Origin of the sequence: Blastococcus sp. TF02-09 (assembly GCF_003319105.1) — a bacterium.
GTDB lineage: Bacteria > Actinomycetota > Actinomycetes > Mycobacteriales > Geodermatophilaceae > Blastococcus.
Map to the genome: position 1 here is coordinate 75,470 of NZ_QOHH01000004.1, position 24,755 is coordinate 100,224.

25 protein-coding genes are annotated in these 24,755 nt (G+C 72.6%); 14 read left to right on the forward strand and 11 right to left on the reverse strand.

Annotation, left to right across the window (positions count from 1 at the left end):
- Positions 1-4: 4 nt before the first annotated feature.
- Entirely contained in the window at positions 5-2,557 is a 2,553-nt protein-coding gene (pepN, locus tag DQ239_RS07740; RefSeq protein WP_113834033.1) for an aminopeptidase N, read from the reverse strand.
- 167 nt (positions 2,558-2,724) lie between these two features.
- Between pepN and DQ239_RS07745 the strand changes: the two genes are divergently transcribed.
- The 4 genes from DQ239_RS07745 to DQ239_RS07760 all read left to right on the forward strand — a co-directional run bounded on the left by DQ239_RS07745 (position 2,725) and on the right by DQ239_RS07760 (position 5,824).
- Complete coding sequence (locus tag DQ239_RS07745; RefSeq protein ID WP_113833848.1) at positions 2,725-3,387, forward strand: DsbA family protein; 663 nt, start codon at positions 2,725-2,727, stop codon at positions 3,385-3,387.
- A gap of 82 nt (positions 3,388-3,469) precedes the next feature.
- Complete coding sequence (locus tag DQ239_RS07750; protein ID WP_113833849.1) at positions 3,470-4,231, forward strand: SDR family oxidoreductase; 762 nt, start codon at positions 3,470-3,472, stop codon at positions 4,229-4,231.
- A 41-nt stretch (positions 4,232-4,272) separates the two neighbouring features.
- The gene (locus DQ239_RS07755; protein WP_113833850.1) at positions 4,273-4,794 is read left to right on the forward strand and encodes a GNAT family N-acetyltransferase; all 522 of its coding nucleotides are present in this window, start codon (positions 4,273-4,275) and stop codon (positions 4,792-4,794) included.
- Between the two features lie 505 nt (positions 4,795-5,299).
- Positions 5,300-5,824 carry a hypothetical protein gene (locus DQ239_RS07760; protein ID WP_113833851.1) on the forward strand — a complete coding sequence of 175 codons (525 nt, stop codon included), beginning with the start codon at positions 5,300-5,302 and terminating at the stop codon, positions 5,822-5,824.
- A gap of 45 nt (positions 5,825-5,869) precedes the next feature.
- Here DQ239_RS07760 and DQ239_RS07765 read toward each other — a convergent pair whose 3' ends face one another.
- Positions 5,870-6,424, reverse strand: coding sequence for a DUF429 domain-containing protein (locus DQ239_RS07765; protein WP_233488893.1), 555 nt, complete (start codon positions 6,422-6,424; stop codon positions 5,870-5,872).
- Between the two features lie 144 nt (positions 6,425-6,568).
- On the opposite strand from DQ239_RS07765, the gene DQ239_RS07770 reads away from it, so the two are divergent.
- Complete coding sequence (locus DQ239_RS07770; protein ID WP_113833852.1) at positions 6,569-7,039, forward strand: ribose-5-phosphate isomerase; 471 nt, start codon at positions 6,569-6,571, stop codon at positions 7,037-7,039.
- Positions 7,040-7,063: 24 nt separating this feature from the next.
- On the opposite strand, the gene DQ239_RS07775 is transcribed toward DQ239_RS07770, so the two are convergent.
- A complete protein-coding gene (locus DQ239_RS07775; RefSeq protein ID WP_113833853.1) occupies positions 7,064-8,308 on the reverse strand; it encodes a GNAT family N-acetyltransferase in 1,245 nt (414 codons plus the stop codon).
- A 77-nt stretch (positions 8,309-8,385) separates the two neighbouring features.
- Between DQ239_RS07775 and DQ239_RS07780 the strand changes: the two genes are divergently transcribed.
- The 3 genes from DQ239_RS07780 (at position 8,386) to DQ239_RS07790 (ending at position 11,585) form a co-directional block, all read left to right on the forward strand.
- Positions 8,386-8,802 carry a MarR family transcriptional regulator gene (locus tag DQ239_RS07780; protein WP_113833854.1) on the forward strand — a complete coding sequence of 139 codons (417 nt, stop codon included), beginning with the start codon at positions 8,386-8,388 and terminating at the stop codon, positions 8,800-8,802.
- 80 nt (positions 8,803-8,882) lie between these two features.
- Positions 8,883-10,520, forward strand: coding sequence for a hypothetical protein (locus DQ239_RS07785; protein ID WP_233488895.1), 1,638 nt, complete (start codon positions 8,883-8,885; stop codon positions 10,518-10,520).
- Positions 10,521-10,601: 81 nt separating this feature from the next.
- Positions 10,602-11,585 (forward strand): sigma-70 family RNA polymerase sigma factor, encoded by a 984-nt coding sequence (locus DQ239_RS07790; protein WP_113833856.1) that lies wholly within the window; start codon positions 10,602-10,604, stop codon positions 11,583-11,585.
- 63 nt (positions 11,586-11,648) lie between these two features.
- On the opposite strand, the gene DQ239_RS07795 is transcribed toward DQ239_RS07790, so the two are convergent.
- Complete coding sequence (locus DQ239_RS07795) at positions 11,649-12,074, reverse strand: MmcQ/YjbR family DNA-binding protein (RefSeq protein WP_233488897.1); 426 nt, start codon at positions 12,072-12,074, stop codon at positions 11,649-11,651.
- A gap of 187 nt (positions 12,075-12,261) precedes the next feature.
- Between DQ239_RS07795 and DQ239_RS07800 the strand changes: the two genes are divergently transcribed.
- Positions 12,262-13,176, forward strand: coding sequence for an alpha/beta hydrolase (locus DQ239_RS07800; protein WP_113833857.1), 915 nt, complete (start codon positions 12,262-12,264; stop codon positions 13,174-13,176).
- Between the two features lie 10 nt (positions 13,177-13,186).
- Positions 13,187-14,605, forward strand: a complete 1,419-nt coding sequence (locus DQ239_RS07805; protein ID WP_233488899.1) for an NAD(P)/FAD-dependent oxidoreductase — start codon at positions 13,187-13,189, stop codon at positions 14,603-14,605.
- A gap of 36 nt (positions 14,606-14,641) precedes the next feature.
- Here DQ239_RS07805 and DQ239_RS07810 read toward each other — a convergent pair whose 3' ends face one another.
- Positions 14,642-14,998, reverse strand: coding sequence for a VOC family protein (locus tag DQ239_RS07810; protein WP_113833858.1), 357 nt, complete (start codon positions 14,996-14,998; stop codon positions 14,642-14,644).
- Between the two features lie 132 nt (positions 14,999-15,130).
- On the opposite strand from DQ239_RS07810, the gene DQ239_RS07815 reads away from it, so the two are divergent.
- A complete protein-coding gene (locus DQ239_RS07815; RefSeq protein WP_158544798.1) occupies positions 15,131-15,649 on the forward strand; it encodes a hemerythrin domain-containing protein in 519 nt (172 codons plus the stop codon).
- A 72-nt stretch (positions 15,650-15,721) separates the two neighbouring features.
- On the opposite strand, the gene DQ239_RS07820 is transcribed toward DQ239_RS07815, so the two are convergent.
- From DQ239_RS07820 to DQ239_RS07840, 6 genes are all read right to left on the reverse strand, one after another.
- Complete coding sequence (locus tag DQ239_RS07820; protein ID WP_113834036.1) at positions 15,722-16,633, reverse strand: DNA-formamidopyrimidine glycosylase family protein; 912 nt, start codon at positions 16,631-16,633, stop codon at positions 15,722-15,724.
- Between the two features lie 700 nt (positions 16,634-17,333).
- Positions 17,334-17,495 (reverse strand): alpha helical protein, encoded by a 162-nt coding sequence (locus DQ239_RS07825; RefSeq protein ID WP_113833860.1) that lies wholly within the window; start codon positions 17,493-17,495, stop codon positions 17,334-17,336.
- Positions 17,496-17,538: 43 nt separating this feature from the next.
- Positions 17,539-17,721 (reverse strand): hypothetical protein, encoded by a 183-nt coding sequence (locus DQ239_RS07830; protein WP_113833861.1) that lies wholly within the window; start codon positions 17,719-17,721, stop codon positions 17,539-17,541.
- A gap of 132 nt (positions 17,722-17,853) precedes the next feature.
- A complete protein-coding gene (locus DQ239_RS07835) occupies positions 17,854-19,068 on the reverse strand; it encodes a zinc-dependent alcohol dehydrogenase (RefSeq protein ID WP_113833862.1) in 1,215 nt (404 codons plus the stop codon).
- A gap of 350 nt (positions 19,069-19,418) precedes the next feature.
- Positions 19,419-19,595 carry a hypothetical protein gene (locus DQ239_RS20295; protein ID WP_158544799.1) on the reverse strand — a complete coding sequence of 59 codons (177 nt, stop codon included), beginning with the start codon at positions 19,593-19,595 and terminating at the stop codon, positions 19,419-19,421.
- A 464-nt stretch (positions 19,596-20,059) separates the two neighbouring features.
- On the reverse strand, positions 20,060-21,208 hold the full coding sequence (locus tag DQ239_RS07840; RefSeq protein ID WP_113833863.1) for a glutathione-independent formaldehyde dehydrogenase: 1,149 nt from the start codon (positions 21,206-21,208) through the stop codon (positions 20,060-20,062).
- A gap of 266 nt (positions 21,209-21,474) precedes the next feature.
- Between DQ239_RS07840 and DQ239_RS07845 the strand changes: the two genes are divergently transcribed.
- The 3 genes from DQ239_RS07845 to DQ239_RS07855 all read left to right on the forward strand — a co-directional run bounded on the left by DQ239_RS07845 (position 21,475) and on the right by DQ239_RS07855 (position 24,728).
- The gene (locus tag DQ239_RS07845) at positions 21,475-23,040 is read left to right on the forward strand and encodes an alpha/beta hydrolase fold domain-containing protein (RefSeq protein ID WP_113833864.1); all 1,566 of its coding nucleotides are present in this window, start codon (positions 21,475-21,477) and stop codon (positions 23,038-23,040) included.
- Positions 23,037-24,140 carry a major royal jelly family protein gene (locus DQ239_RS07850; RefSeq protein ID WP_233488901.1) on the forward strand — a complete coding sequence of 368 codons (1,104 nt, stop codon included), beginning with the start codon at positions 23,037-23,039 and terminating at the stop codon, positions 24,138-24,140. Before DQ239_RS07845 ends, DQ239_RS07850 begins: the two co-directional genes overlap by 4 nt.
- Positions 24,141-24,203: 63 nt before the next feature.
- A complete protein-coding gene (locus DQ239_RS07855; protein WP_113833865.1) occupies positions 24,204-24,728 on the forward strand; it encodes a YetF domain-containing protein in 525 nt (174 codons plus the stop codon).
- Positions 24,729-24,755: the final 27 nt, after the last annotated feature.

Below are 24,755 nucleotides of genomic sequence, written 5' to 3' on the forward strand. Positions count from 1 at the left end.
CCGTTCACAGGCCGGCTTCGGCGTCCCGCTCGCGGGCGCGGAGAGCCCGGGCGATGCCGTCCCGGCCCTCGAACACCAGCCGCCGCAGCGCCGCCGGCTGGCTCGCGTCGGCGAGCCAGGCGTCGGCCGCCACGATGGTGCGCGGCTCCACCACGGACGGGAACAGGTACTGCACGGCGTTCTTCGCGATCTCACCCGGGCGCCGGTCCCAGATCGACCGGATGTCCGCGAAGTAGCGGTCCACGTACGGCGCGGTCAGCTCGCGCTGGGCGGGGTGCCAGAAGCCGGCGACGATCGCCTCGTGCACCGCGTTGGGCACCTCGTCGTCGTGGAACGACTTCCGCCAGGTCTCGGCCTTGGACTCGGCGGTGGGCCGGAGGGCGCGGGCGGTGGCCGCCCGGCGGATCCCGGTGGCCGTCGCGTCGCGCTCGGCCTCCGCGTCGATCTCGGCGTCGCCGGCCGCGACGATGGCCACCAGCCCGTGCAGGAAGGACCACCGCGCGTCGGCGTCGACGACGAGCCCCTCGACGGTGCCGGAGCCGTCGAGCAGCCCGCGCAGTGCGGCGACGTGCTCGTCGGTGCGGGCGGCACTGGCCAGGGTGCGCGACCACACCAGCTGCTCGTCGCTGCCTGCCGGAGCCGACTGCAGCGCCGCGAGGGCGTGGTCGCCCAGCAGCGTCCAGCCGGTGGGTGCCCAGGTCGGGTCGGCGAAGCTGCTGAGCGCCGACTGCACCCGGGCCAGCAGCGACTGGACGACGCTGATCTCGGTCTCCGAGCCGATGCCGGCCAGCACCAGCTCGACCCACTCGCGGGCGGGCAGCTCGGCGTCGCGGGTCATGTCCCACGCCGCCGACCAGCACAGCGCCCGGGCCAGCGGATCGGTCATTGCCCCGATCCGGGCGCGCAGCGTGACCAGCGAGCGCTCGTCGAGCCGCAGCTTGGCGTAGGTCAGGTCGTCGTCGTTGACCAGCACGAGGTCCGCGGCCGGGTGGCCCACCAGGTCGGGCACCTCGGTCCGCGCGCCGGCGACGTCCAGCTCGACGCGGTGGCTGCGGGTCAGCCCGTCGGGTCCCTCGCTGTAGAGCCCGACGGCCAGCCGGTGGTTGCGCAGCACCGGGTGCTCGGCGACGGCGGTCTGCTCGATCGCGAAGCTGCCGTACCGGCCGTCGTCGGTGATCTCGAAGACCGGGCGCAGCGTGTTGACCTGGCTGGTGCGCAGCCACTGGTCGGCCCACTCGGTGAGGTCGCGCCCGGAGCTCTCCGAGAGCGGGCCGAGCAGGTCGGCGAGGGTGGTGTTGCCGTACTCGTGCGTGCGGAAGTACCGGCGCACGCCGGCGAGGAACTCGTCCCGGCCGACGTAGGCGACCAGCTGCTTGAGCACCGAGGCGCCCTTGGCGTAGGTGATGCCGTCGAAGTTGACCTCCACGGCGGCGACGTCGGGGATGTCGGCGGCGATCGGGTGCGTCGAAGGCAGCTGGTCCTGCGCGTAGGCCCACGCCTTCTCGGTTTTGGCGAACGTCGTCCAGGCGGTCGTGTACTCGGTCGCCTCGGCCTGGCACAGCGTGCTGATGTAGGTTGCGAAGGACTCGTTGAGCCACAGGTCGTCCCACCAGCGCATGGTCACCAGGTCGCCGAACCACATGTGGCCCAGCTCGTGCAGCACGGTCTCCGCCCGGCGCTCGTACCGGGCCCGGCTCACCTTGGAGCGGAAGACGTAGTCCTCCAGGAAGGTGACCGCGCCGGCGTTCTCCATCGCCCCGGCGTTGAACTCGGGCACGAACAGCTGGTCGTACTTGTCGAACGGGTACGGGTAGTCGAAGACCCGGTGGTAGAAGTCGAAGCCCTGCTTGGTCACCCGGAACAGCTCGTCGGGGTCGAGGTACTGGGCGAGGCTCGCGCGGCAGTACAGGCCCAGCGGGATGCCGTCGTGGGAGTCGGTGACCTTGGCATACGGCCCGGCGATCAGCGCGACCAGGTAGGTCGAGATGCGCTTGGTGGGCGCGAAGTGCACGAGCTGCGCGCCGTGGGCGCCGGCCTCGACGGTGCGGTCGCCGCTGTTGGAGACCACCTGCCAGTCGAAGGGCGCGGTCACATGCAGCGTGAACGTGGCCTTGAGGTCGGGCTGGTCGAAGCAGGCGAACATCCGCTTGGCGTCGGCCGGCTCGAACTGCGTGTACAGGTAGACCTGCCCGTCCTCGGGGTCGAGGAAGCGGTGCAGGCCCTCGCCGCTGTTAGAGTAGCGGCAGTCGGCGGTGACGACCAGCGTGTTCTGCTTCGCAAGGTCGGGCAGCGGGAGGCCGGCCTCCTCGGTCCACGTGCTCATGTCCAGCTCGACGCCGTTCAGGGAGGCCGACCGGACACCGTCGGCGACCAGGTCGATGAACGTGGCGGCGCCGGGCTCGCGGCAGCCGAACACGACGGTCGTCGTCGACTCGAAGGTGCGCTCGCCGGGACGGCCGGACTGGTCGGTGACGTCGAGCTGGAGGTCGTAGCTCTCGACGGTCAGCAGCTCGGCGCGCGCTGCGGCATCGGTGCGGGTCAGGTTGGGTGCGGCCACGTCCGGCAGCTTCCCACGCGGGGACGACGTCATTCGCGCCCGCTGCGATCACCCGGGGCGCATCGCCGTCCCGTCCTGCGGGGGAACAAGCGGGCGCCGATGCTGATTGGCACCCGACGAGAGCCCCGGTGAGCACCCCCGGGGCACCGACCGCGAGGAGAACCACCATGACCGAGGCAGTGCAGAGCGCGCCCGTGAAGGCCCGCGTCGACTTCTGGTTCGACCCGCTGTGCCCGTGGGCCTGGCTCACCAGCCGCTGGGTGCTCGAGGCCGCCAAGGTCCGCGAGATCGACCTCCACTGGCACGTCATGTCGCTCGCCGTGCTCAACCGCGGCCGCGACCTGCCGGAGGAGTACCAGGAGATGATGAAGAAGGCGATCGGTCCGGTGCGGGTCGCGATCGCCGCCGCCCAGCAGCACGGCGACGAGGTCCTGGGCGACCTCTACACCGCCATGGGCACCCTGCGGCACCACGAGCAGGCCGAGCTCGACGAGCTGATCGCGCCCGCGCTGGAGCGCGCCGGTCTGCCGGCCTCCCTCGCCGAGGCCGCCACCTCCACCGAGTACGACGAGGCGCTGGAGAAGAGCCACCACGAGGGCATGGACCCGGTCGGTGACGACGTCGGCACGCCCGTCATGCACATCGACGGCGTCGCCTTCTTCGGCCCCGTGATCAGCAAGGTCCCCACCGGTGAGGACGCCGGCAAGGCGTTCGACGGCGCGGTGCTGCTGGCCAACCTCCCCGACTTCTGGGAGCTCAAGCGCACCCGCACGTCGGGCCCGGACATGGACTCCGTCCCCGCCGACACCCTGGAGCTCTCCTCCCGCTGAGCAACCGGTCTGCTTTTCCGCGGAAAAGCGGACCGCTTCTCCGCGGAAAAGCAGGGGAGAGGGGGTGCGGCATCCTGTTGCGATGCCGCACCCCCTTCGCCAGCGGATCTTCATCTCCGGTGCCAGTGCCGGCCTCGGGCAGGGCATGGCCCGCCGGTTCGCCGCCATGGGCCGGGACCTCGCGCTGACCGCCCGCCGGCTCGACCGGCTCGAGGCGCTGCGCGACGAGCTGCTCGCCGCCCACCCCGGCATCCGGGTGGTCGTGGCCGCGATGGACGTCGACGACCCGGAGTCGGTCGCCACGGTGATGCCGCGGCTGGCCGACGAGCTCGGTGGCTTCGACCGGGTGATCGTCAACGCCGGTATCGGCAAGGGCGGGTCGGTCGGCACCGGTGAGGCCGCCGCGAACCGCGCCGTCCTGGTGACCAACGTGCTCGGGTCGCACGCGCAGTGCGAGGCGGCGATGGAGCTGTTCCGCAGCCAGGGCGCCGGGCACCTGGTGATCGTCTCGTCGGTCGCCTCCATCCGCGGCATGCCCGGCACCCGCACCGCGTACGGGGCGAGCAAGGCGGCGCTCAACTCGCTCGCCGAGGGCATCCGCTCCGACGTCTACGGCTCGCGGATCGTCGTCTCCACCGTGCTGCCCGGGTACATCGCCACGGACATCAACGAGGGACGGCGCGGGCCGCTGACGGTCGGCCTGGACAAGGGCGTGGCCGCCCTGGTCGACGTCGTCGAGCGGGAGCCGGTGCGCGGCTACGTGCCCGAGTGGCCGTGGCGCCCGGTGGCACGGCTGCTGCGCCTGCTCCCGTTGTCGATCGTCCGGCGGCTCACCGGCTCCTGAGCACGTCGTCCCCACGCCCATCGGCAACAGGAGTGTCAGGCATGGACCGGACGGCCGCTGCGGGGGTGGTCGTCCGACCCTTCCGCTCGGGTGAGCTACCGCGCCTCCTGGTGGGTGCCGGCCCCCGCGACCGGTTCCACCACGTCGAGCGGTCAGGGATGCACGAGCGTGGTGAGGCGACGTACCTGGTGGCCTGGGACGGCGACCTGCCCTGCGGTCGGGGGACCGTGTTCCACCGCTCGAGGTACGAGCAGGTCCGCCAGGTGCTGGGCGACGTCCCGGAGTTGAACGCGCTGGAGGCCATCCCGCGCGGCGTGGGGATCGGCTCGCGGCTCGTCGCTGCGGCGGAGGAGTGCGCGACGGCGCTGGGAGCTCACCGGCTCGGCCTCGCGGTCGAGCGCGGGAACGTCGCCGCCCGACGTCTGTACGAGCGGCTCGGCTACGTGGAGTGGGAGCACGGCGACGTCGTCGACCGGTGGCTCGAGCGCGACGAGAGCGGCACGGCCATCCGGGAGCACGCCGACCTGTGCGGCTATCTCGTCAAGGAATTGACCGACCGCTGACCACGGAAGGCCCCCCGGCGATTGCGGCAGTGCCTCGTGGTGCGCGGCGCATCGACGGGGGTTCCTGAATGGCGACTGCCGCCCTAGGCTCGCGCCCGCGGATGCCGAGGACTCGTTCTCACCGGGGGAAGAACTGAGATGCACGAGCGCGAGCGGAGAAGCGCCGGACGCAGGGCGCATGGACGAGCCGACGACACCGGGTCGACAACCCCGTAATGGCCGGGGGTCGAAACACAGCCATTCCGAGACGATCCAGGAACATCGTCGTCGCCCTGCCGCTCCTGGTGCTGTGCCTGTTGTGGGGGCTGGGCCTTTCTCCGGGGGCCCAGGCCGCCACTCCCAAGCAGGTGCTGGTCCTCGGCGATTCCCTGGTCGGAGGTTCGTCCAACTACATCAACTTCTACCTCGCGCATGACGGCAAGGTGCAGACCACCTTCCGGTCCGTGGGGGACTGGCGATCTGCGACCTCCTGCCCGGTTCCGGCGGACCGTGGACGCTCAGCAGCATGCTCTCCGCGAAGCGTTATGACGCGATGGTCGTCGCATTCTCGGGCAATTCCTCGACCAAGTGCACCGGCGGTCTGAAGGGGCAGGCCCTCGTCGACAAGTACAAGGCCGATGCCGCTGCCGTGATGAAGACCAGTCGCCAGTACGGGGTGCCTCTCGTGGTCTGGGTCAAGCCACCCGCAGCAGCCGCTCCGGACCTCAACTTCGTCCGCTCCGGAGTGGGCAATGCCTACGGTGCCCTGCCGTTGTCCTGGCCCAGCGCACGCGTTCTCGACGGTGGCGTCGGGATTTCACCGGGCGGGAAGTTCTACCTGTCGCTGCCGTGCGGATCCTGGGAGGCGACGGCGGCGCACGGTTGCGTGAGGAACAGCATCCGCGTCGGAGATGCCGATGGCGTGCATTTCTACTGCAGCAGGCGGGGGATCGCGTACTACGGCGTCGTTCCGCCGTGCGACACGTACTCCTCGGGCAGCAACCGCTACGGGATGAACCTGTCGGCGACGCGGGCATTCATGGGCCTGTAGGCCCGGCCGAGGGCTCGCGAGCCACCGGACCTCACCCGTGTGGATTCACCAGCAGATGCGCATGGGGCGGCCGCGGCGGTCCATCGTGCCGTCGCCGACGCACTCGCCGCGTCCGTCGCTGATGCGCTGGGCGGACCACGCCGCCGCACACGCGTCCAGGGCGTCGACCAGCGGAACGCCCGGAGCGGCGGCAGCGAGGCCGTCCAGCACGTCCATCGACGAGCTGAGTGCGCGGAGCCGCTGGGCCTGGCCCGGTGCCGTCGCCTTGCGGTTCCGCACCCGGTCGTCCAGCGTGCGGAAGGCGAGTTCGGGGTGCACCTCCACCACCCGGGGGTCGGGCGGTTCCCCGAGTGCGTCGTCCACCTGGCGGATCGCGGCGACCAGCTGCCAGGCCTGCGCCGACAGCGACTTCCCGGACGCCGCGACCGAGATGCGCCGGGCCTCCTCGTAGGAGCCGGCCGCGAGCACCGGGCGCACCGGGGCGGGGAACACCGACGACGCCGCCCCGAAAGGGCTCAGCCGCCGCCGGGCCGCGACGTCGCAGGCCCGCGCGCCGTCGTCCGACAGGCCGATCGGCATGTCGACGGCGATGAGCTCCACGTCCGGGACCCGCGAGGACGGCCGTCATGTCGTCCAGCGCGAGCAGCCGCACGGTCCGGCCGGTCAGCAGCGCACCCACCCAGCGGCCCTTCCAGCCGTCCACCCCGAGCACTGCCACGTCGGCAGCCTGTCAAACTGCATGCCATGCGCGTCTTCGTCGGTACCGACCACGCCGGCCTCGAGTTCAAGGATCACCTGAAGAAGGTCCTCGCCGAGGCCGGGCACGAGCCCGTCGACTGCGGGGCGTTCGAGTACGACGCCCAGGACGACTACCCGCCGTTCTGCTTCGAGGTGGGGGAGCGGACGGTCACCGAGCCCGGGTCGCTCGGCGTCGTCATCGGCGGCTCGGGCAACGGTGAGCAGATCGCGGCCAACAAGGTGCCCGGTGTCCGCGCCGCCCTGGTCTGGAACACCGCGACCGCACAGCTCGCCCGCCAGCACAACGACGCCAACGTCGTCTCCATCGGCGCCCGGCAGCACAGCGTCGAGGAGGCCACGGAGCTGGTGCTGGAGTTCCTGCGCACCCCCTTCAGCGGCGACGAGCGGCACGTCCGCCGGATCGGGCTGCTGAGCGACTACGAGCGCGACCGGCACCGCCCCGCCGGCGGCCGGTAGAAGGCGCCCCCGCAGCGAAGCCGCTCAGAACTCGTCGGGGCACCACGGCGTGACCGGCCAGCCGAAGCCGGTCGAGGCCTGCACGACCGCGCCGGGGCTGACCTCGTGCACCCGTCCGGCGGCCTGCAGGGAGGCCAGCGACACCCCGCCCAGGTAGGCCGCCGACAGCTCCTCGATGCCGAGCACGATGTCGGGGTCGCGGTCGGTGCGGTCGCAGAAGGCGCCGGCCGGGTGCCCCCACAGGTGCCAGCGGCCGGTGTTCTCGGGGCAGAACTCGTCGCGCACCTCGAACACCATGTCGAGCGGTGCGGGGTAGCGACGGGCGGAGAGCGCGCGGCCGACGTCGACCACGCGGACCCACAGCGCGTCGACGGGGGAGGCGTGCAGCGCGCGCTCGTCGGCGAGCAGGTGGCGCAGCGGGTCGTCGTCGGACGCCGTGCGCGCCCGCACGGTGCGCACCAGGTCGATGGAGAGCAGGTACTGCCAGAGCGCGGCGTAGGCGGCCGGGGTCGACCCGCGCACCTCCTGCACCGAGACCTCGCCCTCGGGTTCGCTGGATTCGCTCCAGGCCGCCTTGCGCCGGTAGGCGGCGTACCCGGTGACCGCGCCGTCGGTCTCGGTGTGCAGCAGCAGCTGCTGGGCCGGCCGGCCGTTGCGCTCCTCGGGCTCGTCGAGCAGGAACCGGTCCCACCAGCGTTCGTCGCGCGCGAGGTTGCCCGGCACCCGGCGGCGCAGCTGCTCGTGCAGCGGCACGGCCGCCGCCCGGAACTCGGCGGGCTCGGCCGGGCGGACCGCACCGGTGCCGACGTCGACACCGGGCCGGAACCGCATCCCGTGGGTGCGCCCGGTCCATCCGCCGCGGCGCGTGGCCGGCGCGTAGCCGAACCGGCCGTAGATCGACGCCTCGGCGGCCCACAGGGCGGCGACCGGTTCCCGCTCGGCGGCCCGGAGGTCGTCGAGCTGGCGGCGCATGATCGCGCTGAGGACACCGCGCCGCCGGTGGGTGGGGGCGACGGTGACCCAGGTGACGCCGGCGCACGGCACGTCGGCGCCGGGCACGGTGAGCCGGCGGCTGTAGAGCCCCGCCGTCGCCACCACCCGACCGGCGTCCCACAGCGACAGCGACCGGTCGAGCTCGGCCCACGGCGGCGGCGTGTCGACGAAGCGTCCGCGCGGCTCGTCGCCGAAGACGCCGTACATGGCCCGGACGAAGACCGGCCACTCCTCGACGGAGATCGGGCGGAGCTGGGCGGCGAGGTCGTCGGGCACGGCTCGTGTCTACCGGTCGGGGGACGCCGAGCGCCAACGGGTTGTCGCCGGGCCGATCCGCTGCTCAGGATGCGCGGATGGACGACGAGCGGCCGATCGGCTGGTGGGTCAAACGCCTGGACGCCCTGCTCGAGGAGGCGCTGGACTCCGTCGTCGCCGGGGAGGGGCTGACCCGCCGGCACTGGCAGGTGCTGCACTCGCTGGCCGGTGGCCTGGACAGCGAGTCCGAGGTCGTCGCCGCCCTGGCGGACTTCCCCGGGAACGCCAGCGCGGTGGTCGGTGACCTCGCCGGCCGCGGCTGGATCCACCGCGGCGAGGGCGGCGAACTGCAGCTGACCGCCGAGGGCTCGGCCGCGCACGACCGGGTGCTGCGGGCGGTGGGACGGGTGCGCCGGCACACCGCCGACGGGCTGTCCCGCCAGGAGTACGAGCGCACGGTGCTGGTGCTCCGGCGCATGGTCGAGAACGTGGAGCGGGCGCTGGGGCGGGCATAGGTACCAGCGGCGCCCGGGCCGTAGGCTCGCAGGCCGACCCCGGTGTCCGGAGGAGGATCGTGCGCACTCGTGGGGCAGCCGTGTCCGCAGCCCTCCTCGTCCTGGTGGCCGGCTGCACCGATGCCGACGCCGATGCCGGGTCGTCCTCCGACGGCGGGACGACCTCCGGCGGCACCGCGTCGTCGCCCGTGGCGGCCGAGCCCGGCGGCGGCCTCACCGTGGTCGCCGACGAGGACCCGGTCGCGCAGGCGGTGACCACGAGCCGGGCGCTCTTCGAGAGCTCGCCGGTCGCGGTGCTTGTCCGCGCGGACGACCGGGCGGGGCAGCTCCTGGGCGCGTCGGCCGCCGTCGGCCTCGGCGTGCCGCTGCTGGTCGAGCCGGCCCGCGGCGGGGGAGCGGAGCCGGCCGAGGAGCTGGACCGCCTCGGGGTCGACGTCGTGCTGGCCGTGGGCGAGGCGGAAGGGCCGGACGACGGTCCCGAGGTGCGGTCGGTGCCGGCCGACGTCGCCGCGGTCGCCGGTGCCACCGGGCTGTCGCTGGACGAGGAGCAGGCCGTCCCGTCGGACGGCGACGTCGCCGCGGTGGCCGAGCTGGACCCCGACGGTCCGGTCGCGCTCCGGCCCGAGGACGCCGAGGCGCCGGAGGACGGCGTCGACGCCGAGGAGCTGCCGGAGTTCGACCGCGCCGACCCGGTCGAGGGCGTGGTGCTGCTCGCCGGCGACGACGCCTCGCCCGCCGCCGTCGCGACCGGCCGCGCGGCCGGGGCCCGCGTGGTGACCGTGTCGGGGAGCACCGACCCCCGCGCGTCGGCCGACGTGGTCGAGGCGCTCTCCGACGACGACGCGGAGACCGTGATCGCGGTGGGTGCCGGGCTCGGTGCCGAGCAGGGGCTGGACTGGAAGGTGGCGACGGCGGCCACCGGCACCGAGCTGCCCGGGGGAGGGCAGCTGCTGTTCCCGGGCCGGATGATGGTGGCGCTCTACGGCTTCCCGGGCAGCGGTGCGCTCGGGGTGCTGGGGGAGCAGCCGGTCGACGCGGCGATCCAGCGGGCTCGCGACACGGCCGCCCCGTACGACGCGCTCGTCGAGCCCCCCGTGGTCCCGGCGTTCGAGGTCATCGTGACCGTTGCCTCGGAGGTCGCGGGGCCGGACGGCAACTACTCCACCGAGAGCCCGATCGAGACGGTGTGGCCGTGGGTGGAGGCGGCCGGTGCCGCGGGGCTCTACGTGATCCTCGACCTGCAGCCGGGCCGCACCGACTTCGTGGCGCAGGCCGAGCTGTACCGGCCGCTGCTGGAGCTGCCCCACGTCGGGCTGGCTCTGGACCCGGAGTGGCGGCTCGCGCCCGGCGAGGTGCACCTGACCCAGATCGGCTCGGTCGGGGTCGAGGAGGTCAACCGGGTGGTGACCTGGCTGGCCGACCTGACGCGGGAGAGATCGCTGCCGCAGAAGCTCCTGGTGCTCCACCAGTTCCGGCTCGACATGCTGCCCGGGCGGGAGGACCTCGACCTGTCCCGCGACGAGCTGGCGGTCCTGATCCACGCCGACGGTCAGGGGTCGCAGGCCAGCAAGCAGGAGACGTGGCGGACCCTGCGCCAGGGGGCGCCCGAGGTGGCGTGGGGGTGGAAGAACTTCTACGACGAGGACGCCCCGATGCTCACCCCCGAGCAGACGATCCAGCAGGTGCTGCCGACCCCGGAGCTGGTCAGCTACCAGTAGGAACGGGCGCTTGGGCCCTCCCGGAATGTCGGCGCGCTGTGGTGCGATGGCTCGCAACCCGACCGGAGGAGTGGTTCCCAGGTGACCAGCGTGGCCCTCGGCCCGACCGATCAGCTCGACCCACGGCTCCTCGAGCACCGTCGCGAGCTCACCGGCTACTGCTACCGCATGCTCGGTTCGTCCTTCGACGCCGAGGACGCCGTGCAGGAGACGATGGTCCGCGCGTGGCGGGGTCTCGGTGACTTCGAGGGCCGCTCGGCGCTGCGGTCGTGGCTGTACCGCACCGCCACCAACGTGTGCCTCGACGCGCTCAACGGCCGCAACCGGCGGGCGCTGCCGATGGACCTGGCGGGGGACCCGTACCCGCCGGTGCCGGCGTCGCTGGCCGGGCGCCGTCCGGCGACGGCGTGGATCGAGCCGGTGCTGGACCGCCAGGTGCTCCCCGAGGACGGCGACCCGGCCGAGCAGGCCGTCGCCCGGGAGTCGATCCGCCTGGCCTTCGTCGCCGCGCTGCAGCACCTACCGCCCCGGCAGCGCGCGGTGCTGATCCTGCGCGAGGTGCTGCGCTGGAAGGCCGACGAGGTGGCCGGGCTGCTCGACACCACGGTCGCGTCGGTGAACAGCGCCCTGCAGCGGGCCCGCGCGACGCTCGCCGACCTGGACGCCCGCCCCGCCCCCCGCTCGCTGGACTCCGACGACCGCGAGCTGCTCGCGAAGTACGTGGACGCCTTCGAGCGCTACGACATCGAGGCCTTCGTGCAGCTGCTGCACGAGGACGCCACCCAGCACATGCCCCCTTTCGAGATGTGGCTGCGTGGGTCGGCGGACATCGGGACGTGGATGCGGGGCCCGGGCAGCGAGTGCGCGAACTCCCGGGTGTTCCCGGTGTGGGCGAACGGCTCGCCGGCGGTGGCGCAGTACCGGCCCCGCGCGGGTGGCGGTCACGAGCCGTGGGGCCTGCACGTCCTGGAGATCGAGGACGGGAAGGTCGCCCACATCTCCAGCTTCCTCGACCTCGACAGCGGCCTGTTCGTGAAGCTGGGCCTGCCGGCGGCCTTCGACTGACGGTCCCCGCGTCGCACCGGTGAACCCGGGCGGCCCGTTCCTCCACGAGGACCGGGCCGCGGTTCACCGGTCGCCGGGCGCGGGGTGCTCGGCGAGCCAGGCGGTCCGTCGCCGGGCGGAGGCCTGGGCGAGCCAGGCGTCCTCGATGACCTCGGCGAGCTCCTGCCGGCCGATCTCGCCGAGCCGGCCGGCCTGGACGAGGACCGAGTCGTGGCCGTCGAAGTGCGGGGTGGTGAAGAACGGCGTCGTCGGGTCCTGGACGAGCGACTGCTTGTCGGCCTCCGACCCCACCCAGAGGACGATGACGTCGGTCAGCTTCTGGCCGTTCTCGTCGCGGGCGTCGGGCCGTGGGGTGCGGAAGAAGACGAACGACCTGCCACCCACCTGGTAGACGGCGTTGCCCCGCGACCCGCGGACGACGGTCACGTGCGGCATCGCCCGGGCGAGCTCGTGCACGTCCTCGACCCGCGCCGGCCGGTCAGCGGTCACGCGCCGCAGCGTAGTGAGCGGAACGGGTCCGATGAGCCGTCGCGGGACGTCGGACGCTGCGCAGACGGCTGTCTACCGACCGGTGCGGCACGCCGGTCGCAGGCCCGGAAGGGGCTGGCGGCTCGGAGGCCGGGCGAGAAGCGTCCGGGCGCACAGGTGATCGCGCCCCGGGCAGGAGGAACTCGTCATGGCGTCACCATCCGAGCGGGAGATCCGCGAGATCGAGGCGGCCAACGCCTCCGGCACCACCCCGGTCGTCCTGATCCACGGCCTCTGGCTGCTCCCGAGCAGTTGGGCCGCCTGGGCGGACTTCTTCCAGCAGGCCGGCTACGCCCCGCTGACGCCGGACTGGCCGGACGATCCGCCCACGGTCGAGGCGGCCCGGGCGAACCCGGACGTCTTCGCCCGGAAGACGCTGAAGCAGGTCGCCGACCACACGGCCGAGATCATCCAGGCCTTGGACCGGCGACCCGTCGTGATGGGTCACTCGACCGGAGGCCTGGTGGCGCAGATGCTCGCCGGCCGGGGCCTCGCGGCGGTCACGGTGGCCATCGATCCCGGAGTGTTCCGCGGCGTCCTGCCCCTCCCGGTGTCCGTCCTCAGAGGTGTGGGCCCGTTCCTGGTCGACCCGCGGACCCGGGGGCGCGCGATCACGCTCACGCTCGACCAGTTCGCGTACGGCTGGGCGAACGCGCTGGACGACAAGGAGACCAGGGAGCTCTACGACACCTTCCACGTCGCCGCCTCGGGAGCCGCCCTCGTGCAGATGGGCACCGCCAACCTCAACCCGTGGACGGAGGCCACGGTCGACACGGCCAATCCCCAGCGCGGCCCACTGCTGATCATCGACGGCGAGAAGGACCACACCGTGCCATGGGCGATCGCGAACGCCGCCTACCACCGGCAGCGCCGCAACCCAGGAGTGACGGAGATCGTGAAGATCCCGAACCGCGGCCATTCGCTCACGATCGACCACGGGTGGCGCGAGGTCGCCCAGACCGCGCTCGACTTCGCCGACCGGTTCGTCCCGCGGGGAGCCCCGAAGCCCCCGCCCGCGCCCCGGACCCCGCAGGAGGGCACGAGCAGCGAGGCGACGAGATGACGACGGTCCGGTGATCCGTGCGCCGGCAGCCGTGCGACGACGCCGCGCGGCGGGCGACCGGCCGGCCCCCGGGCAGCGCCCCGCCGTCGTCGTCGTCGTCGGCGGCGGGTTCGCCGGCCTGTTCGCCGCCCGCACCCTCGAGCGCCTTCTCCCTCCGGAGGCAGCGGACCTGACCCTGATCAGCGCCACCGATCACCTCTGCTACAGCCCGCTCCTGCCCGAGGTCGCCGCAGGCAGGCTCGATCCCCGCCGGATCGCGGTTCCCCTGCGTGCGGTCCTGCACCGCACCCGCGTCGTCCAGGCCTCGGTGGAGGACGTCGACTTCGGCCGGCGCACCCTCCGGGTCGTGGCCGATCACGGACCCGTCGACCCGGTGCACTGGGATCGGGTGGCACTGACCACCGGGAGCGTCACCCGGACGCTGCCCACCCCCGGCGTGGCCACGTACGCGCTGGGGCTCAAGACGTTGGTCGAGGCGCAGTATCTCCACGACCACGTCCTCCGGCAGCTGGAACTGGCCGACGGCGCCCGGGATCCGGTCGAACGCCGCGCCCGGCTGACCTTCGTCGCCGTCGGTGCCGGCTACACCGGCACGGAGACCGCCGCACAGCTGCAGCACATGACGACGACGCAGCGGGACCGGTTTCCCAGGCTGCGCTCCGAGGACCTGCGCTGGGTGCTGATCGACGTCGCCCCGACGATTCTCCCCGAGCTCGGCGCCCGGTTCGGTCGCGCCGCGATGCAGGTCGTCCGGGCGCGCGGCATGGAGATCCGGCTGGGCACCAGCGTCACGGCGATGCACCACCGCAGCGTGTCGCTGTCCGACGGCGACACCCTGCCCACGCACACCGTGGTCTGGACGGTGGGCGTCACCCCGCCGCCGCTGGTCCGGCACCTGGGCCTACCGGTCCGACGCGGCCGGCTCGCCGTCGACGACCACCTGCAGCTGCGCGACGGGGTGTGGGCCGCGGGGGACAGCGCGGCCGCCCGTGACCCGTTCAGCGGCACCGACGCCGACTACCCGCCCACCGCCCAGCACGCGCAGCGGCAGGGGGTCGTCATCGCCCGCAACATCGCGGCGAGCCTCGGCCACGGCAGCCCCCGGACGTACCGGCACCGCGACCTCGGGCTCGTCGCCGATCTGGGTGGCGCGTCGGGCGTGGCCCGGCCCCTGGGCCTCCCGCTCACCGGGCCGGCGGCGAAGGTGGTCACCAAGGGCTACCACCTCTACGCACTGCCCTCCGCCGCCAACCGGCTCCGGATAGGGGCCGACTGGCTGACCAACCTGGTCAGCCGGCCGATCGCCGCCCAGGTGGGCCTGGTCGAGCCCGAGGCGGCGCGGTTGGCGCGCGAGCAGCCCGGAGCCGGGGCCGTGGGACACCCGGTGACCGGGAGCGCGTCCGACGGGGAACCGATCGCCCCGGCATGACCGCCGGCGGTGGCGACCGCCCGCCCCGCGACGGCGTCAGTCGGCCGGGGGCGCGTACAGCTGCAGGTCGTTGCCCTCGCTGTCCCTGAAGGCGGCGATGCGGCCCCAGTCGTAGCTGGCGATGTCGCCGGCGAACTGGACGCCGGCTTCCTGGAGCCGCCGCACCTCGTCCTCGATGCCCCCGTCGGGGGTGAAGCTGATGACCGCTCCGCCGTCGGCGTGGGCGGCCGTGCCCTCCCGCGCGTTGAGCCCGATCGTGAGCCCGCCGGCGTCGATCTCCGACCAGTCGGCCGCGGTGTTCTTCGCGCTCAGCCCCAGGACGTCGGTGTAGAAGCGCACCGCCCGGTCCATGTCGTCCACGGGCACCCAGACCGTCGCCACACCGCTCGCCATGACGTCTCCTCCATGCAGATGTCGGAGCGATGTCGCTCCGCTGCGGCGCGGCTACCCCACGCGGGTGCGTCGACAAACCGCCGGCAGCGATCCGCGGGCGTGGCGGACGACCGCACGGGTAACGGCCCCCGCATGTCCGATTTCGAGATCACCGCCCTGGTCCTGGCCGAGCACGAGATCTTCCGGCGGGACTTCGCCGCGCTCGACGACCTGTCCGGGGAGGATCTCGCCGCTGCCTGGGAGGCGCTGCACGCCAGGCTCGAAGTGCACGCCGTCGCCGAGGAGCAGCTGTTCTACCCGCTGCTGGCCCAGGAGGCGGACGGCGAGCAGGAGACCGCGGAGGGCGTGCACGACCACAACGACATCCGGCACGCTGCCGCCGCAGTCGCTGAGCACGAGGTCGGCAGCGAGGCGTGGTGGGAGGCGGTGCGGAACGTGCGCCAGGTCAACGCCGACCACATGGCCGAGGAGGAGACCGACTTCTTCCCGCCCTTCAAGGAGGCCGTCGATGACGAGCAGCGCGAGGCCCTCGGCATGCGCTGGCTGGCCTTCCACGACGAGCACGAGGAGGCCGAAGGCCTGTCCGGCGCCGACGCGAAGGTGGACGAGGTGATCGCGATCGAGGTGCCCGAAGGCGACCCGACCGTCTAGGACGGTGCTTCTCCCGAGCGACGGGACTGGTGTCGGCCGCGGCCGGCCGCAGGCGGTCTGATGCCGGCCCCCTCACCGGAGGGGGCGTCGCGCGTACCCGGCCTCGCCGCGCAGCCGCCGGCCGCGCGAGCCGAAGGACTCCTCGTTCACACCGCGTCGCAGTCCGGGTCGGGTGGGGCGCTCGGCCAGGGACGGAAAGGGCCCGGGCTGGCAGTGCGGGCACCACCAGGTCTCGCGGGAGTAGGGCTGCCCGGTGACCGAATCGCGGAAGGCGACCGGCGTGCCGCACCGGCGGCACGGGCGCTCGGCCCGGCCGTACACCCAGTGGGTCTGGCCTCGGCGGGTGTTGCCGGTGGTGACCTGACCGGGGTGGTCGAGCGAGTGCTGCATCATCCGTCGGGCCAGGCGGACCGTGGCACGGAGGTCGACCTCGCGCACGGGCGTCCAGGGGGAGTGGCCGCGGAGGTAGCAGGTCTCCACGGCCCAGAGGTTGCCGATGCCGGCGAGGTTCTTCTGGTCCAGGAGCGCCTCGACGAGCGGCCGCTCGGGATCGCGCAGCAGTCGCTCGACGGCGACGTCCTCGTCCCACGAGGGCCCGAGCAGGTCGGGCCCGAGGTGGCCCACGACCTCGTCCTCGCGCGCGGTCTCGACGAGCTCGAGCACCGGCATGCGCAGCGCGTACGCCGTCGGGCCGTCGGTGCGCAGGACCAGCCGGATCTCGTCGTCGAAGGTGCGCGGCAGGCGCTTGCCCGGGCCGACCACCTGCCAGGCGCCGTCCATCTTGAAGTGGGTGTGCAACGTCAGGCCGCCGCTGAAGCGGGTGAGCATGTGCTTGCCGACGGAGTCGAACGCGGTGATCGTGCGGCCGGCCAGGTCGGCCGTGGCGAGCTGCGGAACGCGGAAGTCGCTGCTCACCACGACGCGGCCGACGAGGTGCCCGCGCATTCGCCGGGCGGCCTTCCAGACGCTGTCTCCCTCGGGCACGTCTCCATGGTGCTCGCCGGCTACCGGTCCTGCCGCCGCGATGAGCAGCTGCGGCCGGTCGGTGGAGCGGGGCATCTCCTGCAGCAGGCGTTGCCCCGGAGGCAGCCCCGAGGCCCGCCGTGGCACGTAGCGCGTCATGTCGTCTGTCCGACCTGGTCAGGTGCCCCGATGGCGGCCGCGGAGGCGGGCAACCGATCGTCGCCCGTCGTCCTCGCCCACCGTGCCCTTGAGCACCGTTCCGTACCGGTGTTCGGTGGTCACCAGAGCCGTTGAGGCGGGGAAGGAGGAGCGCTGCCGCGCTGAGCTGCCGAACGGGCAGTCGAGCTGGTCGGAGCGTGGAGCGGGTGACCGGGATCGAACCGGCATGGCCAGCTTGGAAGGCTTGGGACCTCAGACCCCATCCTTGCTGCTCAGCGCCGAATCAGGCGGCAGTCGTGCCTTCCGTGTGCCTTTAGTGCCTTCATGCACTCAGTCCCGCAGGGTCTGTCCTGGGAGCTCGCCTTGCAGGTCGCGCCGCGCGTGTTCCAGCCGTACCCGGCGCAGGTGGCCGAGTGGTGTGGCCGGCCAAGGTCCGGGGGTGACGTCGACGGTCATGGTCGCGCCCTCCCGCGTGACGTCGCGGCACGCACCCGGCGCACCTTCCCCGGACGACGCCCGAGCGGCGAGGTGAACGTCGCCGCGCGCGGTGACGCCGGGCCGATCAGCTCTTGTTCCCCGGCTCGTTGCGGCGGGTCTCGAAGGTCGCGTGGCCGTTGGGGCACGGCGGGATCTCGTGCCCCTGGGTCACGTGGACCTTTTCGCTGCAGTGGGCGCAGTAGAAGTCGCCGGTCTTCTGCGCCTTCTCTCCGGCGTGGGCGGCCATGGACACCTCCTGGTGTGGTGGTGGAGTCGAGCGCTGGCGCCGGTCAGCGCACGGCGAGCCCGCCGCCCTGTGCCCGACTGTCTGGGTCGATGCCGAGGTCGCGGAGACGGTCGGCGTCGCGCACCGTGTCGACCTCCACGTCGAGTTCCTCCTCGGCTCTCCGTGCCTGGTCGGGTCGGCCGCCGGCGTGCAACGCCTGGACGACGTGGGATCTGTCGACGTTCATGTGGTGCCTCCTCGAGGCGGTCGGGCCGCCGGGTTGTGCCGTCATACGGTGCCGGCCTCGCGCCTGGCCCGGGCATCGCTGGGGGAGGGACTGCGCGGGCGACCGCGCGCCCTTCCCGTCGGCAGGACGTCGTCAGGACGAGGGATCGAGGGCGACCTTCGTCCAGCCGGTCTGCCGCTGGTCGAAGGTCTCGTAGGCGTCGAGCACCGAGGGCATGTCGCCGACCTGGGTGAGGACCGTGGAGGGGTCGATGGCGCCGGTGCGGACCAGGTCGAGCAGGTGCGGGATGTAGCGGCGGTGGTTGCAGTTGCCCATCTTCACGGTGAGGTTCTTGTTCATCGCCGCACCGGTGGGGAAGCTCGTCATCTGCGGCGGGTAGACGCCGATGATCCCGATGCTGCCGGCCTTGGCGACGGCCTCCACGGCCCACTGCAGCGACTGGCTGGGCGCGTCGCCCGGCACCCAGGTGTCGCCCTGCGGGGCCTGCTCCGGGGCTACCTGCGACCGCTCCTGGTCGAACTGCTCCGCCTGCTGTTCGGCGGCCTCGGCAGCCGGCCCGCTCTTCGGCCGCTGCGCGTCGACGCCGACCGCGTCGATCACCCGGTCGACGCCGATGCCACCGGTGAGCTCTTTGACGACGGCCACCGGGTTCTCGGCGTTGAAGTCGATCGCCTCCGCTCCGCGTGCTCGCGCCTGGTCCAGCCGGCTGCCGATGCCGTCGACCACGAGGACGCGCCCGGCCCCCTGCTGGAAGGCGCTCGTGACGGCGAACTGCCCGACCGGTCCGGCGCCGAGCACCAGCACGGTGTCGCCGTCGCCGACCTCGGCCAGCCGGGCGCCGAACCAGGCGGTCGGGTAGATGTCGGACAGCATGATCGCCGCGTCGTCGCCGACCTCCTCGGGCACCCAGACGGGGCCGACGTTCGCGTACGGGATGCGGGCGTACTGCGCCTGCAGACCGTCGACGGGGCCGGTGGTCTGCGGTCCCCCGAAGAAGCACGTCCCTGCGCCGGGCCCGTTGGGGTTGGCGTTGTCGCACTGGGCGTAGTACCCGGCCCGGCAGTACGAGCAGGTGCCGCAGGCGACGGTGGAGGGGATGACGACACGGTCGCCCGGCCGCAGGTTCCGCACATTGGGGCCCACCTCGCGGACGACGCCCACCGCCTCGTGCCCGAGGATCGTTCCCTCGACCATGCCGGCCATCGTGCCGCGCACGAAGTGCAGGTCGGTGCCGCAGATCGCGCTCGCGGTGATCTCCACGATCGCGTCCGTCGGGTCCTGGATGGTCGGGTCGGGGACGTCGTCGAGCCGGATGTCCCCGACGCCGTGCCACACGACAGCCTTCATGCGGTGCCTCCTGGGGGAGTCTTCGAGGAGGCCCGCCGCTGCTGAGCAGGCCCTTGCGGTCGGACACCTCGCGAAGTGGATCGCGGACAAGGCCCCGCTACCCGCCAGATCAGTGAGCAACCGCCACGACTGTGCGGGGATGGCGGCCCGGGTCCCGGCCTGGGCTTCGCGCCGGCGGCCACCCTCCGCCCCTCGCTGGGACGGCACTCGGAGGTGGGGCCATGCCGACTGATCGACGGCCCGCAGACCTTCCGCCGGCCAGCATGTCCTCCAAGCCGATGCGGATCCGTCCGGTTCATAGCCCGTGGTCAGCGGTCCGAACGGGTGCTGCGCCGGGAGACTCAAGAGAACTAGAGGCCCTGTTCGCCATGTCCCGTCCGACCACTCTCCGCGTGCCCTGGCGCGATGGAACCGGTGCTCCTCCGGATCAGGCTCTTGTTCTTCTTGGCCAGGCGGTATGCGTTGGCCACCCACACTGCGAACACCAGTGCGATGACGACCACCGCGACCGTGATCCAGACCCACATGTGCGGACCTCCTCCACCGGGGACTCCCTACCCCACGAGCACGGCGCTGCTTCTCCGCGCCCGTCGTCGTCCTACCCCGCGGTCCACGGGGTACGCCGGTCCCGGGGGAAGGGCCGGGCAGCCCGCTATTTCCTGCAACCGCATCAAGGCGATCACCGACCTCGCCGCCGCGTACGAGATCAGGATGAGGGCTCTGGAGGGTGTAGATCGCGTGTCGCGCCTTCCTCGCGACTGGCACGGCGCGCCGTCTCCTCGAGCGGACCCGGTGATCTGCAGCGGGTGAGGGGCCGGAGCACTGGGGGACCCGGGCTGACCTCACCCCCCGTGGGCAGGGCAGACCGGCGCCGAGCTCGGTCCCACGCTGAGCCGGTGACCACCTCCTACGGCCGGGAGGATGTCCAGATCGCTCGGGAGGTGCGGGGCCTGCTCGCCTGAGCAGGCCCCGCATATCCGGATCACGGTGGTCAGGAGGCGCGGTCGGGGTGCAGCAGGACCTTGGTCCAGCCCTCGTCCCGGTCGTCGAAGTGGCGGTAGCCGTCGACGGCTTCGTCCAGCCGCAGCTCGTGGCTGACGATCCACGACGGCGTCGCCCGGCCGCTGGTGATCAGGTCGCGCAGCTGGCGGTTGTACCGCTTGACCGGCGCCTGGCCGGTGCCCATGGACTGACCTTTCGTGAAGAAGGTGCCGTACTGCCAGGGGATCCGGCCCTCCTTGGCCAGGTCGGTCGCGGCGCCGGGGTCCTGTGGCATGTAGACGCCGACGACGCCGATGCCGCCGGTCGACCGGACGACCTGCGCGAGGTTGTCCAGCACCAGCTCGGGGTGCTCCTGGCCGGAGGGGTCGTGGGCCTGGTAGCCGACCGCCTCGACGCCGCGGTCGACGCCGCGGCCGCCGGTGGCGTCCATGAGCTGCTCGACCGGGTCGTGCGCCGAGAAGTCGATCGGGGTGGCGCCGAACTTCTCGGCCAGGGCCAGCCGGTCGGTCTCCTTGTCGACCACGAAGACGTGGGAGGCGCCGCGCAGCATCGCGCTGTGTGCAGCCATCAGGCCGACCGGCCCGCCACCGAACACGGCGACCCGGTCACCGGGCTGGAAGCCGGACAGCTCCACGCCGTGCCAGCCGGTGGGGAAGATGTCCGACAGCATCGTGTAGTCGTTCTCGTGCTCGCTGCCTTCGGGCAGCTTGAGCAGGTTGACGTCGGCCCACGGCACGCGCAGGTACTCGGCCTGGCCGCCGTCGTAGGGGCCCATGTTCGCGTAGCCGTAGGCGGCGCCGTCCATCCCCTCGGTGGGGTTGGCTTGCAGGCAGAACGACGTCCAGCCGGTCTGGCAGTTGCGGCAGGTGCCGCAGGCGATGTTGAACGGGACGGAGACCCGGTCGCCCACCTTGATGCGGTCGACGGCGTCACCGACGGCCTCGACGATGCCCATGTTCTCGTGGCCGAGGACCTTGCCCTCCTCCACGCTGGTGCGGCCCTCGTACATGTGCAGGTCTGAGCCGCAGATGTTCGTGGTGGTGATGCGGACGACGGCGTCAGTGGGCGCCTGGATCGTCGGGTCGGGCACCTCCTCGACGGCGACGCTCTTTGGGCCGCGGTACACGACAGCCTTCACGGGTGGACCTCCTGGAACTGTGGGGGAGCGGTGTACGCACGAGAGCGCGCGAGGACACCGCGGACGCGGCAGCGGCGGCTCGTATTAGGACCGGTGCCGGACCCCGGGACTACCCAGGACTGGTTGGCACACGCACCGATCCAGGCGTGTACCTGCGGGGGCGAGGGGTAGGTGGTGCACGACGGACCACCTGCTGAGGCAGGGACCGGCCGCCGAGACCAGGTGTGTGCCGGCCGTCCCCAGACCCGACCCGCGAGGAGCACTCCGTGGCGCTGTCCTACCCGACCCAGCCCGGCGACATCGACCACTTGATCGCCGACGACCACGCCGTCGTCGAGCGGCAGTTCCAGCACCTGGAGGCCGGCCGCGGCAACCGCCGGGTGCTGGTGGACCAGATCTCACTGGAGCTGGCGCTGCACGCCTTCGCCGAGGAGACCGTGCTCTACCCGATCTGGCCCGAGGTCGGCATGACCGACGAGCACGACGACGCCGAGCACGAGCACCAGCAGATCAAGGAACTGCTCGTCACCCTCGGCCGGACCGAGCCCGGCGAGGCCGAGTTCGAGCAGGCGCTGACCAAGCTGATGGAGGTCACCCGCCACCACGTGCACGACGAGGAGGACGAGGAGCTGCCGGAGTTCCGGCGCAAGGCCGGGCCCGAGCGCATGGCGCAGCTGGGCAGGGAGTTCCTCGCCGCGAAGCGCCAGGCGCCCACCCGGCCGCACCCGCACGCCCCCGACGAGGGTATCGCCGAGCGCATCGCCGGCTTCCTCGCCAAGCCCCTGGACCAGGTGCGCGACCTGCTCTCGGGCAAGCAGAAGGAGATGGCCACCGACCCCTCGGGCCTGCTCACGCCGCAGGCGCAGGCGATCACCGACGCGCACTCCTCACTGGGACCGCTGCCCTTCGAGATCCTCGAGCCCGACCAGGCGCGCAAGCAGCCCGGCCCGGACGACGCCGTCAAGAAGGTCATGGCCGACAAGGGCATCGAGGGACCCGAGCCGGTGGGCTCGGTCGAGGACCGGATGATCCCCGACGGCGCCGACGGGCAGATGAAGGTGCGGATCTACACGCCGGCGCAGGCGCCGGCCGGTCCGCTGCCGGTCATCGTGTGGATCCACGGCGGCGGCTGGGTGCTCTTCGACATCGACACCTACGACGCCTCGTGTCGCGGTCTGGCGAACAAGGCCGGTGCAATCGTGGTCAGCCCCGACTACCGGCGGGCACCCGAGGCGGTGTTCCCGGCCTCCCACGACGACGTCCTCACCGCGTACCTGTGGACCGTCGCGCACGCCGCCGAGCTGGGCGGCGATCCCGGCCGGATCGGCATCGGCGGCGAGTCCGTGGGCGGGAACATGGCGCCGGCGACCGTCCTGCAGCTGGCCGAGGCAGGCGAGCCGCTGCCGGCGGCCGTGGTCTGCGTCTACCCCCTGACCACCGGCGAGCAGTTCGGCGAGTCGATGGACGACGCCGCCGACGGCCGCCCGCTGAACCGCCCGCTGCTGTCGTGGATGGCGATGCACGCCTTCCAGGGCGTCCCGGAGGGGGCGAAGGATCCGCGCGTGGACCTGCTGGGCTGGTCGTCCGAGCAGCTGGCGCAGATGCCGCCGACGCTGGTGATCACCGACGAGCGGGACGTGCTGCGCAGCCAGGGGCAGGAGTTCGCCCGCAAGCTGGAGGCCGCGGGAGTGCCGACCACGCACCGGTACTACGCCGGTGTGATGCATGAGTTCTTCGGCGCCGCCGCCGTCCTGGACGAGGCCGAGCAGGCCCAGCGCGAGGCGGCGCAGCACTTCACGCGCGCCTTCGGCGTCGCCGTGGCAGCCCCGTGACGGGGCAGCCGGCCGTCCACGAGACCATCAGCGGGCTGGAGGTCGTCCACACCTTCACCGGCGCGATGCCCACCGGCGTCACGGTGTCGCACACCGGCCGGGTGTTCGTCTGCTACCCGAAGTGGGGCGACGACGTCGGCTTCACCGTCGGCGAGCTGCGCGACGGCGAGGAGGTGCCCTACCCGAGCCAGCAGCAAAACGACAACGTCAGCGACGCCGACCCCGAGCGGTTCGTGTCGGTGCAGAGCGTCGTGGTCGACCCCGCCGACCGGTTGTGGGTGCTCGACACCGGCAGCCCGATGTTCCAGCCCACCGAGCACGGCGGGCCGAAGTTGGTCTGCGTCGACCTGACCTCCGACGAGGTCGTGCAGACCATCTTCATCCCGACCGACGTCGCGCTGCCGACCACCTACCTCAACGACGTCCGCTTCGACCTGCGCCGAGGGGAGGGCGGGACGGCGTTCATCACCGACTCCTCCGACTCCGGGCCGAACGGCATCATCGTGGTCGACCTGGCCACAGGGAGGTCGTGGCGGCGGCTGCACGAGCACCCGAGCACCAAGGCGACGACGCCGCCGGACCTGCGCATGGTCGTCGAGGGGATCGAGTTCCTGGAGCGCTCGCCCGACGGCGCGACCTCGCCGGTGACGATGGGCGCCGACGGCATCGCGATCGCCGCCGACGGCAGCCGCCTGTACTACTGCCCGCTGGCCGGGCGCCGCTGGTACAGCGTCTCGGTGGACGTCCTGGTCGACCGCAACCAGGACGACGACGCCGTCGCGGCCACCGTCCGGGACGAGGGCGACAAGGGCTGCGTCAGCGACGGCCTGGAGACCGACGACCAGGGGCGGCTCTACGTCACCGACGGCGAGCACGACGCGATCCACCGCCGGCTGCCCGACGGCAGCTGGGAGACCGTCGTCCACGACCCTCGCCTGCTGTGGCCCGACACCATGTCCGTCGCCGCCGACGGGTTCCTCTACGTGACCGCCAACCAGCTGTACCGGCAGGACAAGTACCGCGGGGGGAAGGATCAGCGGCGCAAGCCCTACGTCTTGTTCCGGACGCCGATCGACGCCGGGCCGGTCCGCCTGCGCTGAGCCGGCTCTGCGATGAGCAGGGCGGCACCACTACGCGCCGTTCGGTGGGGGTAGCCGGGCAGCATGTGGTTCGACTCCTGGTCCGACCTCGGCCGCGTGCTCGCGGTCGGGGCCAGCGCCTACCTGACCGTGGTGGTGGTGCTGCGCTCGTCCGGCAAGCGGACGCTGGCCAAGCTCAACGCGTTCGACCTCGTCGTGACGGTCGCGCTCGGCTCGACGCTGGCCACGATCCTGCTCAACAGCGATGTCAGCTGGGCCGAGGGGGCGCTCGCTCTGGTGGTCCTGGCGATGCTGCAGTTCCTGGTGGCCTGGGTGACCGTCCGACGGCCGGGCCTGCGCGGGATCGTGACGGCGCGACCGACCCTGCTGTTCCGGGACGGTTGCGCCATCACCGCGGCGCTGAAGGAGCAGCGGGTGACGATGGACGAGATCCGCCAGGCCGTCCGCGCCACCGGCTCCGGCGACCTGTCGGCGATCGCCGCGGTGGTCCTGGAGAGCGACGGTTCGCTCAGCGTCATCCCGGCGGAGAAGGTCGGCGACTGGTCCAGCCTGACGGGCATCGGGGGAGCGGCGCGCACCGACGTGTGAGCGGGGGCCGGCTCGGGCACCCGGTGG